At 60.9% G+C, this 12,962-nt stretch carries 14 protein-coding genes; 9 read left to right on the top strand and 5 right to left on the bottom strand.

Going from position 1 to position 12,962, the window contains the following annotated elements:
• Positions 1-39 precede the first annotated feature (39 nt).
• Positions 40-1,311 (top strand): glucose-1-phosphate adenylyltransferase, encoded by a 1,272-nt coding sequence (gene glgC, locus OKC28_RS12885; RefSeq protein WP_017412109.1) that lies wholly within the window; start codon positions 40-42, stop codon positions 1,309-1,311.
• Positions 1,312-1,457: 146 nt separating this feature from the next.
• Positions 1,458-1,937, top strand: coding sequence for a WbuC family cupin fold metalloprotein (locus tag OKC28_RS12880; protein ID WP_270689551.1), 480 nt, complete (start codon positions 1,458-1,460; stop codon positions 1,935-1,937).
• A 96-nt stretch (positions 1,938-2,033) separates the two neighbouring features.
• Here OKC28_RS12880 and OKC28_RS12875 read toward each other — a convergent pair whose 3' ends face one another.
• Genes OKC28_RS12875 through OKC28_RS12865 form a run of 3 tightly spaced genes read right to left on the bottom strand, consistent with a single transcriptional unit; the run spans position 2,034 to position 4,767 of the window.
• A complete protein-coding gene (locus tag OKC28_RS12875; protein ID WP_021140137.1) occupies positions 2,034-2,276 on the bottom strand; it encodes a FeoC-like transcriptional regulator in 243 nt (80 codons plus the stop codon).
• On the bottom strand, positions 2,273-4,543 hold the full coding sequence (feoB, locus tag OKC28_RS12870) for a Fe(2+) transporter permease subunit FeoB (RefSeq protein WP_270689548.1): 2,271 nt from the start codon (positions 4,541-4,543) through the stop codon (positions 2,273-2,275). Before feoB ends, OKC28_RS12875 begins: the two co-directional genes overlap by 4 nt.
• Positions 4,540-4,767: a FeoA family protein gene (locus OKC28_RS12865; RefSeq protein ID WP_005314583.1), complete on the bottom strand. Its 228-nt coding sequence runs from the start codon at positions 4,765-4,767 to the stop codon at positions 4,540-4,542. Before OKC28_RS12865 ends, feoB begins: the two co-directional genes overlap by 4 nt.
• A gap of 119 nt (positions 4,768-4,886) precedes the next feature.
• Between OKC28_RS12865 and OKC28_RS12860 the strand changes: the two genes are divergently transcribed.
• The 7 genes from OKC28_RS12860 (at position 4,887) to OKC28_RS12830 (ending at position 10,435) form a co-directional block, all read left to right on the top strand.
• Entirely contained in the window at positions 4,887-5,216 is a 330-nt protein-coding gene (locus OKC28_RS12860; protein ID WP_005314581.1) for a translation initiation factor, read from the top strand.
• Between the two features lie 244 nt (positions 5,217-5,460).
• Positions 5,461-6,018, top strand: a complete 558-nt coding sequence (locus OKC28_RS12855) for a TMEM165/GDT1 family protein (protein ID WP_270689543.1) — start codon at positions 5,461-5,463, stop codon at positions 6,016-6,018.
• Positions 6,019-6,270: 252 nt separating this feature from the next.
• Complete coding sequence (locus OKC28_RS12850; RefSeq protein ID WP_059113210.1) at positions 6,271-7,209, top strand: DUF2157 domain-containing protein; 939 nt, start codon at positions 6,271-6,273, stop codon at positions 7,207-7,209.
• Positions 7,210-7,245: 36 nt separating this feature from the next.
• Positions 7,246-8,253, top strand: a complete 1,008-nt coding sequence (locus OKC28_RS12845; protein WP_059113211.1) for a DUF4401 domain-containing protein — start codon at positions 7,246-7,248, stop codon at positions 8,251-8,253.
• Positions 8,250-8,753 (top strand): GDYXXLXY domain-containing protein, encoded by a 504-nt coding sequence (locus OKC28_RS12840; RefSeq protein WP_059113212.1) that lies wholly within the window; start codon positions 8,250-8,252, stop codon positions 8,751-8,753. The genes OKC28_RS12845 and OKC28_RS12840 overlap by 4 nt, the downstream gene beginning before the upstream one ends.
• Positions 8,754-8,826: 73 nt before the next feature.
• Positions 8,827-9,573, top strand: coding sequence for a substrate-binding periplasmic protein (locus OKC28_RS12835; RefSeq protein WP_059113213.1), 747 nt, complete (start codon positions 8,827-8,829; stop codon positions 9,571-9,573).
• Positions 9,574-9,688: 115 nt separating this feature from the next.
• Positions 9,689-10,435, top strand: coding sequence for a substrate-binding periplasmic protein (locus tag OKC28_RS12830; RefSeq protein ID WP_059113214.1), 747 nt, complete (start codon positions 9,689-9,691; stop codon positions 10,433-10,435).
• Positions 10,436-10,653: 218 nt separating this feature from the next.
• On the opposite strand, the gene OKC28_RS12825 is transcribed toward OKC28_RS12830, so the two are convergent.
• Both OKC28_RS12825 and OKC28_RS12820 read right to left on the bottom strand, forming a co-directional pair.
• On the bottom strand, positions 10,654-11,667 hold the full coding sequence (locus OKC28_RS12825; protein ID WP_270689538.1) for a GGDEF domain-containing protein: 1,014 nt from the start codon (positions 11,665-11,667) through the stop codon (positions 10,654-10,656).
• Positions 11,668-12,360: 693 nt separating this feature from the next.
• Entirely contained in the window at positions 12,361-12,669 is a 309-nt protein-coding gene (locus tag OKC28_RS12820) for a hypothetical protein (protein ID WP_021140129.1), read from the bottom strand.
• Between the last annotated feature and the right edge of the window lie 293 nt (positions 12,670-12,962).

Below are 12,962 nucleotides of genomic sequence, written 5' to 3'. Positions count from 1 at the left end.
AGGCAGTATCAAGAGATTCTATCAACAAAGGGGTATTCAATGTTGTTACAACCTGCCAATACAGCAAAATCCAGACAATTGCTGAACGAGACCATGGCCTTGGTTCTCGCAGGAGGGCGGGGCAGTCGCCTCAAGCAGTTGACGGACAACAGGGCGAAACCGGCAGTTCATTTTGGCGGTAAATTCCGCATCATCGACTTCGTACTCTCCAATTGCATCAACTCGGGGATCCGTCGGGTCGGCGTGGTCACCCAATACAAATCCCACAGCCTGCTGCGCCATCTGCAATCGGGCTGGTCATTCCTGCGCTACCAGATGAACGAATTCATCGACCTGCTGCCTGCCCAACAAAGGGTGGACGAGGTCAACTGGTATCGCGGCACCGCCGATGCCGTGTATCAGAATCTGGATATCATTCGCGATCACGCCCCCAAATACGTGGTGGTGCTGGCGGGGGATCATATCTACAAGATGGATTACGCCGCCATGCTGCTCGATCACGTCAACATGGGGGCCAAGGTCACAGTGGCCTGCATCGAGGTGCCGCGCATAGAGGCAAGCGCCTTTGGGGTGATGGCGGTGGATGGGGATCGCAAGATCAACGCCTTCGTCGAGAAACCGGCCAATCCGCCCGCCATGCCAGGCAAGGCCGACATGGCGCTGGCCTCAATGGGGGTCTACATCTTCGAAGCCGAGTATCTCTACCAGTTGCTGGAAGAGGATCTGGCCAACCAGGATTCCCACCACGATTTCGGCATGGACGTGATCCCGCGGGTGGTCAAGGAGGGATCCGCCTACGCCCATCCGTTCAGCATGTCCTGCGTCGGCTGCTGCCCGCAAAAACGCCCCTACTGGCGTGATGTGGGGACTGTGGATTCGTTCTGGGAAGCGAACATGGATCTCGCCTCCGTCACTCCCGAGCTCGATATCTATGATCAGGAGTGGCCCATCTGGACCAGCCAGACAATGACCCCACCCGCCAAGTTCGTGCAGGACAGAAACGGCCAGCACGGCATGACCATCAACTCCATGTTCTCCGGTGGCACCATCGTCAGCGGCTCCTTCATCGTGAGTTCGGTGCTGTTCACCAATGTGCGCGTGCACTCCTTCTGCACCCTGGATCAGGCGGTGATCTTCCCCGGGGTCGAGATAGGTGCCGGTTGTCGCCTGCGCCGTGTGGTGGTCGACAAGGGCTGCATACTGCCCGAAGGGCTGGTGGTGGGGGAAAACGCCTGTGAAGATGCCCGCCGCTTCCACCGATCCGAGCAAGGCATAGTGCTGGTCACCAAAGAGATGCTGGCCAAGCTGTAAGCGAGTTGGTACACAGCAGCCACTGAACAAGGGAGCCCGACCGGCTCCCTTGTTTACATTTGCTTACGGCTCGTCCCTTGCCTGTCAGCCCCTCGGGCATGCTACTCTGCCGACGCTCCTGCCTTTGCCTTATGATGGAACTGCACATGAAAAAACTGGACGTCGTACGCCTTGCCAGTCTCGCCACCGAGGCCGCCCACTCCCCGCGCCAGCGCATGAATCACAATCTGCACGACCAGCTGGCCGACCCCATCCAGCGGCTGGCCATTGCCATGGAGCCAGATACCTACATTCGCCCCCATCGCCATCTGCAAACCTGGGAGCTGCTCACCGCCCTGTGCGGGCGCTTCGTGGTGCTCAACTTTGACGATGAAGGCACTGTGGTTGCTCGTGCCGTGCTGGGGGAAGAGACCTCGGTACTGGAGACCCCGGTCGCCACCTGGCATGCGGTCCTGTCACTCGATCCCGGCGCCGTCATCTTCGAGGTGAAGCACGGCCCCTACGCCCCGTTCAGGGAGGAAGACTTTGCCCCCTGGTCACCGGCGGTGGATGACATCGAGGGCCAGCAGGCCCTGATGGCCTGGTATCGCCACGCCGACGTGGGCCAGCGCTGGCCCGGGCGTTAACGCCCGGGCCATAGGCAGCCAGCCACAGAAACAACAAGACCCGCCGATGGCGGGTCTTGTTTATTGCATGACGGAGTGAGGGATCCGACAAGCGCGCTAGCGCTTTTGTACCAAACCAATCTGGCCGGGTTCACACCACTCGAACATCACCTCCTGGCTCTTGCCGCAGCAGCTGCCACCACACACCTGAGTCTCCCGCTTGGCCACACGGCCCTTGCGCATCCAGACACCGAGCATGGCCTCCACCGCATCTTCCGAGGTATGGAAGTGGCGCGCCAGATCCCGCCGACTCACCTTGCGCTGCACGGCGAGATAGTCCCCCAGCTCTCGCAGTATCATAAGGCCACCACCTTGCGGGCGACTATGTCACCGTGACGGCGGCCCAGCCACCAGAGCAGCAGCAGGGAGAGGCCATAGCTGCCAATCCAGAACAGGCTCTGCTCGGGGTGAGCGGCAAAGGTGGCCACCTGATAGAAGACGGTGGCACACAGGAAGGCGGTGTAGTTGCACCAGGCGGCGGTCAGCAGCGCCCACTGGCGACCGGTTTCCCGCACCAGCGCGCCCATGGCGGCGGCGCACGGCATGTAGAGCAGCACAAACAACAGGTAGGCAAAGGCACCGGCCGCGCCGTCGAAGTGAGTCTGCATGTTGCCGTAGGTCGACACGTCCACTTCCTGAGCTTCGGCAGCGGCTTGTCTGTCATCGAGCTCACCGACGGAGATCCCCATGGGATCGCTCGGGTTGATCTCCGCCAGATTGGCGGCAACGGCGGCGATGGCCTCGTGGAAGCTGGCAACGAGGGAGTATTCACTCTCCTCCTCATCACCGGCACTGCCGGCATAGAGGCTGTTGAGGGTACCGACCACCGCCTCTTTGGCGAAGATGCCGGTCACTATGCCGACCGTGGCCTGCCAGTTGTCATCGCGCACACCTATGGGGTGCAGCACAGGGGTGACCGCCTGACTGACCTTGCTCAGCACCGAGCTCTCCTGATCCTGGTGACCAAAGCTGCCATCTGTCCCCAGCGAGTTGAGAACGCTCAGCACGGCAACCACCAGCACTATGGTTTTACCGGCACCGAACACGAAGGATTTGAGTTTCTGCCAGGTCTTGATCCCCACGTTGATGGGGCGCGGCCACTCGTAATCGGGCATCTCCATCAGCATGGAGTCACTCTTGCCCGGCAGCAGTGTGTTGCGCAGCAAGAGGCCGGTGAGCACTGCCACCAGAATGCCGACGAGATAGAGACCGAACACCAGGTTCTGACCCGATTCGGGGAAGAAGGCCACCGCGAACAGGGCATAGACCGGCAGACGGGCACCGCACGACATGAAGGGCGCCATGGCCGAGGTCATCAGCCGCTCGCGCTCCGAGTTGAGGGTGCGAGTCGCCATCACGGAGGGAACCGTACAGCCAAATCCCATCAGCATGGGCACGAACGCCTTGCCCGGCAAGCCGAGGCGGCGCATCAGGGCATCCACCACGAAGGCCGCCCGCGCCAGATAGCCTGAGCTCTCCAGCACAGCCAGGAACAGGTAGAGACAGCCGATCACGGGGATAAAGGTAGCGACCGTCTGCAAACCGACCCCGAAGCCGCCCGCCAGTATGGCGCCAACCCACTCGGGGGCATTGACCAGCCCCAGCAGGTGATGTACCCCGTCCACAAACAGGGCGCCGCCCATGATGTCGAAGAAGTCGATGAAGGCGCTGCCCACATTGATGGCAAACAGGAACATCAGGTACATCATCAGCAGGAAGAAGGGGATGCCGACCCAGCGATTGAGCAGCACCCGATCCAGCCATTCACTCTGGGCAACGGTGAGTTTGCCCTTTTGCTGGCACGCCTGGCTGGTCCACTGATGAATGTGGCCATAGCGGATATCCGCCAGTTGCAGATCTATGTCCTGAGCATGGTGCGCACGGGCAACCACATTGGTAGCGGCGGCCTGTTGCCCTGCCTGCAGGGTTTCCTGCATCGCCTCATCCTCTTCCAGCAGGCGCAAGGCGCGGCCACGGGCGGTGAGGTGATGGGGGGCGAGCAGTGTCTCCAGCTCCGCCAAGTCTTTCTCAAGAGTGCTGCCGTAATCGAGCATCAGCGCCGGCTGGGGCTTGCCGATAAACTGCTGGATCTGGTGCTTGAAGGCGGCGACCTGCTGGCGATTGTGGGCCGACAGGGGCACCACAGGGCAACCGAGCGCCTTGGCGAGCAGGGCTTCATCTATGGTCACCCGTCGCTTTTGCAGGATATCCATCTTATTGAGCACCACCACCATGGGCAGCCCCAGCTCGCGCAGTTGCAGCGTGAGGTAGAGAGAGCGTTCCAGGTTGGCGGCATCGATGACGTTGAGCAGCAGGTCCGGCTGCTGACCCTGCACGAAGCGGCTGGCGATCTGCTCGTCCAGGCTCCCTTCCTGATTGGCCAGGCTATAGATGCCGGGCAGGTCCATCAGCTTGTAGTCATGTCCCTGGGCAGAAAACTCGCCCATCTTCTTGTCGACGGTCACGCCACTCCAGTTGCCCACCTGCTGGCGGGCACCGGTCAGGGCGTTGAACAGTGAGGTCTTGCCGCTATTGGGATTGCCGACGGTCACGAGGGAGTAGTTCATACCAGTTCAACCTCGATTTGCAGGGCAAGGCTTTTTTGCATGGAGAGACAGATCCCCTGGCACTGGATCTGGAGCGGGTCACCCAGCGGGGCCGCGCGCAGGAAGAGGACTTCGGTCTGTGGCAGCAGGCCCATCACCATCAGTTTGCGCCGCAATGTACGTTCAAGATGGTTCATGTGCTTGATGCGAGCACTCTGTCCCGGTGACAACTGCGCGAGTACCATGACTGACTCCTGAAGTTAAACAATAATAATTCGCTTTTACTCGGGGCATTATAATCCGTGTTTCCCGCGCTGATTTGAGTAAAATCAAACTCCGCTTAGCTAACTCACAAATAACTGCCATGAGTCACGACAACAACAGCCACCTGGTTTACAGCACGGATGGCGGCATGATCAAGGAACAAACCCAGCCCCAATCCGCCTCCCCTTTTCCGCAGGATGGTACTGTGCGCATCCGGCGCGAGACCAAGGGGCGCAAGGGCGCTGGCGTCATCACCATCCACGGTGTACCGGCGGAACAGCAGAAAACCATCGCCACCCTGCTCAAGAAGAAATGCGGCACCGGCGGCGGTTTGAAAGAGGGAATCATCGAGATCCAAGGGGATAAACGGGACCTGATCAAGACCGAGCTGGAGAAGGCCGGTTTCAGCGTCAAGCTGGTCGGTGGTTGAGTCGCTTGTCTCGCGGATGGTTTTTCCCTAGAATGCCCGCTCCCATCGAGGGGGAGTAGTCTCGCAGTCCGACCCCAAACCGGTTTGCGACCCTGATCAACATGCTTGGTGCCAACTCACCATGGTCAGGGTGATCCATCTAATACGTGGATTTGACAAGACCTTTGACGGGCCAGTGCCAATACCGGGGACGGATGGCGCAGGCTTGTCTCAGGTATAACAATTCCGTCCCCCGGTCATTTTTATGGAAGCCTTGTTAACCTCAACCCTGAGCGTGGCTATCGCCGAGATCGGCGACAAGACCCAGCTGCTGGCGTTGCTGCTCATCTGCCGTTTTCGCAAGCCCTGGCCCATCATAGCCGGCATGCTGGCGGCGACCCTGCTCAACCACGCCGGCGCCGCCTGGCTTGGCGAGCTGATCAGCCGCTGGCTGGACCCCAAAGTGATGACCTGGCTGGTCGCAGGCTCCTTCATTGCCATGGCGGTCTGGATCCTGGTACCTGACAAGCTGGATGACGAAGAGAGTCCGCTCGACAAGTACGGCCCCTTCATGGCCACCTTCGTGCTGTTCTTCATCGCCGAGATCGGTGACAAGACCCAGATAGCCACTGTGCTGCTGGCGGCCAAGTATGACTCGCTGACGCAAGTCATCGCAGGTACCACCCTCGGCATGATGCTGGCCAACGTGCCTGTGGTATTGCTCGGCAAGCTGGGCGCCGACAAGCTGCCGCTCAAGGGGATCCGCATCGCCTGCGCCATCCTGTTTGCAGGGCTGGGGGTGAGTACTCTCATCTTCGCCTGACAAACCGCCGGCATGACCAGAAAGCGGCGAGGCAAGCGTGAGCACTTGCCTACCCCGCTCCCATGCCGGCCTCGATGTCGTGCCATCACAAGCCAGCCCCGCCTCTATTCAACCAGGCGGGGCTTTTTGTTACCTGACATTTATTACCTGCCATCATACGGAGACGCAGCCTGCTGTCGCCCACGCACAGACAGGGAGTGTCCCGCAGTGCCAAGACAGTGGCATAATGCGGCAAACCTCATGGAGCATCCCATGCACTTCACCTCAAGACAGACGCTGCTCGACTGGGTCAGACGCGGACGCCTCGCCCAGACGCACCTGCCCGCCGCCCTCGCCCTGTGCGACTTGCCCCCTGCCAGTGCCCGCTGGCAATGGTTGTTTGACCGCCTGCTGCTCTGGCTCGGCAGTCTCTGCCTCGGCGCCGGTCTGGTGTTCTTCGTCGCCTTCAACTGGCAGGAGCTGGGCCGCGTCTCTCGCCTCGCCTTGCTGGAGCTGCCCCTGCTCGCCATGCTGGTGCTGCTGTGGCGAAAACCCATGACAGACACACCCCGCCAGGCACTGCTGCTGGCCATGGCGCTCAATATTGGCGCCCTGCTGGCCCTGGTGGGTCAGACCTACCAGACGGGTGCCGATCCCTGGCAGTTGTTCGCCACCTGGGCCCTGATGCTGCTGCCGCTGGCGGCGCTCGGCCAGAGCCCCTTGCTGTGGACCACGAGCTGGCTGCTCGGCCAGCTGGCACTGATGCTCTACTGGCGACTCGGCCTGTTCAGCTTCTTTTTTGGCTTCGATGAAGAGGGGCTGGGCTGGTGTCTGACCCTGCTCAATGCCGCCTTGTGGGGCGCCCTCTTGCTGGCCCCCACCCGCCTCAAGCTGATGCCCGCCTGGCTACCCGGGCTCGCCGCGGGATTGGGGGTCACACTGCTGACCCTGCTGGCGCTGTTTGATGCCGCCTCCCCCTGGGTGTGGCCCGCCTGGCTGGGCTGGCTCGCCGCCGCCTACGCCCTCTGGCACCACAAATTTATCGCCGGGCTCGCCATGGGGTGCCTGAGCCTCATCGCCGTTATCCTGACAGCCCTTGGCAAGTGGATGGATCCCGACGTGGACGGCTTCCTGCTGTTGAGCCTGATCGCCATCGGCCTCTCGGTCGCCGCCAGCCGCTGGCTGCAACAACAACGGAGGTCCCATGCATAAGCAAGGTATCTGGCAAGCACGCCAAGAGGAGGCAACATGGCTGATCTGACCCCCTGGCAACGGCTGCAACAGGCTGATCTGGTGGAAGGGGAAGCCCCCCGTGATACCCAACCTCACTGGTCCAGCCGCTTTCTGCTCGGCATGGTGGGCTGGGTTGCCGCTATCTTCCTGCTGTTTTTCCTGTTCATGTCCTTTTCACAGCTCACCCGGGATGCCAACAGCGCTCTCATGATGGGCGCCGTGCTGATGGCCATCGCCTTTGGCCTCAACCGCTTCGCCCAGCGCAGCGATCTGTGGGATCAGTTCGTGCTGGCGCTTGCACTGGCCGCCGATGCCTGGCTGCTCTATGGCCTCATCGATCAGATTGATCTCCACTCGGCGCCACTCTGGCTGGGGCTCGCCGCCCTCTCTCTCTTTATTGCCGCCCTGTTCGAGCACTGGCTGATCCGGCTGTTTCACAGCTTCGCCGCCGCCATACTGCTTACCCTGGGCCTTGCCTGCCTTGGCCTGCAACTGCTGGCCCTGCCGCTGGTCATGATGACGCTTGCCTTCTGCTGGCTGCAGGCAGAACGTCAACCGGCCCACCATCAGTTGTATGAATCCCTGACCCTGGGGTTGGCACTCTCCCTGCTGGTGCTTGGGCGCTTGCACCATCCGCTGTGGAGCGAGGGGGCCAGCATGCTCGACGAGCTTGGCCTCTCTCGCCTGCCGCTCTGGCTCAATCCCCTGCTCTGCGCGGCGCTGCTGCTCGGGGTCATGATCCGGCTCAAGCTGCCACTGCTATACGGGCTGCCACTGGTGCTGATCAGCGCTTTCATCCCCGGCATGGGGGCGGGCGCCCTGGTGCTGGTACTCGGTTTCTATGCCGGCAGCATGGGGCTGATGACGCTGGCGGGCCTGCTGCTGCTCGGCTTTGGCTCCCTCTATTACTACGATCTGGGGCTGACCCTGATGACCAAATCCTGGCTGCTACTGGGCTCGGGCGCCCTGCTGCTCGGTGCCCGCCAGTTACTGCATGTGATCAACGCCAGGAGACCGTCATGAGACAGTTTGCCCTCTTGCTGACCGGCCTAGCCATTCTGGCAGGCATCAACTTCACCGTCTGGCGTTACGAAGCCGCCATGACCAGCGGCGAGGTAGTCCTGCTCAGGCTGGCGCCGGTGGATCCCCGCTCCCTGATGCAGGGGGATTACATGCGCCTCAACTACGACATCGCCCGCCAGCTGGGTGCCAGCCGTTACAGCGAGCGCACCAATGACAGCGATACCCTGGTGATCCGGCTCGATGAGCATCAGGTGGCCAACTGGGCCGCCGATGGCAAGCCGGAGCAACTGGCATCGAATGAGCGTCTGCTGCAAGTGCGCCAGAGCGACAACCAGTGGCTGATCGGGCCCGATGCCTTCTTCTTTGAAGAGGGCACGGGTGAACAGTTTGAAGTGGCGCGCTATGGGGAGTTTCGCCTGCAGGGGGATGGCAAGGCGTTGCTGGTCGGGCTGAGGGACGAGCAGTTCAAACCCGTTGGCAACCCCAGAGCCCGCTGGTAACTGCTGGCAATATCAGGCTTTTTTGCCCACACTTGCGCAAAAGGATTGCAGAAATCACGCCAAGGACGTACCCATGAGGATAAGGTTGTGCTGTTGTCTGCTGCTGATGTCGTGCCTTGGCACGGCTCATGCTGGCTTGACCAAACTGGAGTACCTGACCGAGGAGTATCCTCCCTACAATTTCAGCAATGAGGCAGGCCAGCCCACCGGGCTGGCGGTCGACTTGTTGCAACTCATCTGGCAGCGCAGCGGCACCCCCGCCCAACCCGTTCGCATCCTGCCCTGGGCGCGGGGCTACTATCTGCTGACCCAGAAACCCAATGTGGTGCTCTTCTCCACCGCCCGCACCGAGACCCGCTCTCACCTGTTCAAATGGGCCTGCCCCATCGGCTATTCCGAATACATACTGCTTGCCCATAAAAGCAAACCTGTACAGCTCGGTGCCGTCGAGCAGATGAACGACTACCGGATAAGCGCAGTGCGAGCCGATGCCGCCGAGCAGTTGCTGCTCAACCGGGGCATGGACGAGACCCGTATCATACCGGCCAACCGGCTGAGCCAGGCCTTGCGGATGCTGGTGTCGGGCCGCGCCGACCTGCTGGCGACCAGCAAGCTGGCGGGTTATGACGCCATCAAGGCACTGCAGCTCAATGCCGACGACTTCACTGTGGCCTTCGTGCTGGATGCCGAAGAGCTCTGCTACGCCTTCAGCCGCCAGGTGGATGACGACCTGGTCAAACAGTTCCAGCGCGCCATGACCCAGGCACTGGCATCGCCGGAATATCAGGCACTGCGGCAAAGATACCTGCCAGTCCCTTGAGTCTGTGCAAGAGAGAGCCCCCTTGCGCCCTTGATTTAACACCCGGTTTTATTGGCGAATTATCGCTATGTGGTAACACTTGAGGATGACAGAGCACCTCATCAGGATGGCCAGCATGAAAAAATGGATTGGATTTGCCGCGCTGCTGTTTGCAGCCATCACCCAGGCCAGCCAGGAACTTGGCAAGCTGCACTACCTCAGCGAAGAGTACAAACCCTATAACTACACAGACAGCGCCGGCACCCCGACCGGTCTCGCCGTCGAGCTGCTGCATCAGGTGTGGAAAAAGACCAATACGCCGCCGCAAACCATCACCATCATGCCCTGGGCTCGCGGCTATTACCTGCTGACCCAAAAACCCAATGTGGTGCTGTTCGCCACCGCCCGTACCGAGGCGCGGGATCCGCTGTTCAAATGGGCATGCCCCATCGGGTATGCCGAAATCGTGCTGATAGGGCTGGCCAAGAACCCGCTCACCCTCACCAAGCTTGAAGATGCCCAGCAGCACACCATAGGGGCGGTACGCGCCGATGTGGGGGAGCAACTGCTGCTCAACAACGGCTTTGACGAGCAAAAAATCATGGCCGCCAACCGCCTGCCCCAGGCGCTCAAGATGCTCACGTCCGGCAGGGTCGACTTGATCTCCACCAACAAGACCACACTGATGGATCTCATTGCCTCCCAGCAGCTGGATCCCGCCCAGTTCAAGGTATTCTGGATGTTGAGCTCAGAGCAGTTCTGCTTCGCCTTCAGCCACCCGGTCAGCGATGAACTGGTCAAGGAGTTCCAAAATGGCCTGACCCAGGTGCTGGCCAGCAGCGAATTTCAGCAGATCCAGCACAAATACTTCCCCGTGCGCTGACCGCGCCATGGCGTAAATCGGGGCCCAACAGGGCCCCGATTTATTGCAGGTATAGCGGCAGTGCCGAAGCCAACCGGATCAGCCAGCCGCCTCGATGCAGCCAGCCGTGCCAGCCGCCAACGGGCGAGTCCCCTCCCCTTGTTGCCCCTGCTCAGCCAGCGACCACTGTTGTGGCTTGCATCTAGATCGACAGGTTCGGCAGGCTTGATCCAGACGCCTCAGGATTGGGCGCGGCGCTGACGCTTGACCGCATACATGCAGGCATCGGCCTGGCGCAGCGCATCGTCAATGCTGATGCTGGCCGGATCGACGGCCACCACTCCCACGCTGGCACCGGGATAGTTCAACACCTGGGACGCCAATGGCAATTGAACCTGGCTCTGCTCGAACAGGCGGCGCTGAAAACAGTGCACGGCAGCCTCAACCGTCTCCTCACCGCTCAGGGGCCCCATGCCCACGGCAACGAATTCGTCACCGCCAACCCGCGCCAGCAGATCGCCGCTGCGCAGGGCCCCCGCCAGCTGCTGCGCCATGGTTTGCAGCAGCAGATCGCCTGCATCATGACCGAGGGTATCGTTGATCGCCTTGAAGCCATCGAGATCGATAAAAGAGATCAGCAGGGGATGACCGGTACGTTTCAACAACGAAAACAGGCGATGAAGCTCCAGCATCAGCGCCCGGCGATTGGGCAGGCCGGTCAGGGGATCGCTCAATGCCTGGCGCGACAGCTCGTTGTTGGCCTGTTGCAGCTGCTGCAGCAATTGCTCCCGCTCCACATGCTCGGCAATCAGTCGGGCGAAAAAGGCGATCAGATGCTCAGAACCTGTCACCAGGGGTTTATGCTCGGCGCTGGCGCCGCACAGGGTGCCATAGAGTGAGCCGGAAGAGGTCCGCACCGGACTGCTCATATAGGTGCGGATCCCCATCGCCCTGGCCGCCGCCGAATCACCCCAGCGGTCGGCGACGTCGGCGGCATACAGTCGCCCTTCATCGAGCGCCCGTCGACACAGGGTATCGCTCCAGTCAACGCTTACCCCTTCCGGGATCTGCAAGGCGGCACTATTACGGGCATACAGGATATGTTGTGCGCTCTGTTCGAGGTCGATTTGCGTCAGATAGGTCGACTCCAGTCCAGTGACCGTCTCGAGCATTTCAAGGAGAGGGCGGGTCAGGCTCTCCAGATCCCGCGCCTCTGTCACTTGCACTGACAGAGCCTGCAATATTGTGTCCATGCACACCTCTTAGCTTGCATGTCTTGTCCTGAAACGATAGTCAACCCCACTCCCCCTCCACAAGCAAGCAGAGGGCCAATCAGGCAAAATACCGCCATTTTTACCCCGGCAGTCGATGGACGGCACTCAGGCGAGTCACCTCTCTGGCGGCAGCGCCAATCCGGCTGCGGCCCAAGGGGCTCCCGGCTCGCAACCCCAGACTTTCTCACCGGGCTCGGGGCGCGACCTTTCCCGTTTATTGCCCACCGGCCCCGAGCAATTCCCTGCCGGGAGGGACCTGCCAAGCCCGGCGACCCCGCCTGGCAGCCACCTCGCGGCCATAACTTTGAACTGGCGCAAAAAACCATGCAATTCTGACAGTTGCATCATCAATTCCATGGATTGGGCCGAGATGGCTCCGTAATATGGTGGACGGCGCCTGTTGGCCCCCTTGTTCCCTCTGATGGTCAACAGCGCATTGTGGTAGCGACAGCCAGGGGCGGTAGCAATTATTGCGCAGTCCAGCCGGACTCCCGTGCCTGCGGCGATACGCGGGGACGCTGTCCTCGACGGGGTGTTATCTCAGCGAACCAGAGAGGAATTCAACGTCGGCGTCTGGCCAGTATGCGTGTCGCACGCCCATCACCTGACCACAGGCTGACGGATGCAGCTGCCGCCAGGCCCAAGGCCCGTCGCCACCGGATGCGACCCGAATTATTTGACCCGCATAAGGCGATGGCGGGTATCGCCCAGCTCGAACTGGATCACCTGGGAGCGCTGCATGGCCTCGACCCGCCGCAGCATATCGGCATCGTACTGCTTGCGCCGCATCCACTGCATGGGCTCCTTGAAGCTGCCTTCATTGACGATAAAGGTATCCGTGTAGGTGTCGTTCACTATGCTGACCACCCAGATGCGCTGCTGAAACTCCGAGAGTTCGGCAAAGAGCGCGGCCCCGCGGGTCGCGAGCCAGCGCCCTGCCTGGACGATCCTGTTTTTACTGCTGACGAACCGGTTTGCCATAACTGATTGAGGTTGGATAAGAGGAAAGTTCGGCATCCTAACATCGAGGGGGATGGGGCACCAAGTAACGGGAGTACGCCTCTCCCACCACAGGATGAGGCGCAGTGTGCAATAAGCTTGTAGGGTCGATTAGCGGAGCGTAATCGTCCGCGGCAACAATTCCCTCTCCCCTTGCGGGAGAAAGGCAGGGTGCCAATAAGCGTGTAGGGTCGATTAGGGAAGGTGCGAATAAGCGGGGAAATTCTTCTCGGCTGACTCAGTCATTTCATTTCTTCATGTTTGAGCCGTTTTTT

The sequence above is a fragment of the Aeromonas sp. D3 genome, assembly GCF_027705025.1.
GTDB lineage: Bacteria > Pseudomonadota > Gammaproteobacteria > Enterobacterales > Aeromonadaceae > Aeromonas > Aeromonas salmonicida.
The sequence above is the reverse complement of the archived record's forward strand: the minus strand, read 5'-3'. Positions and strand labels throughout refer to the sequence as shown.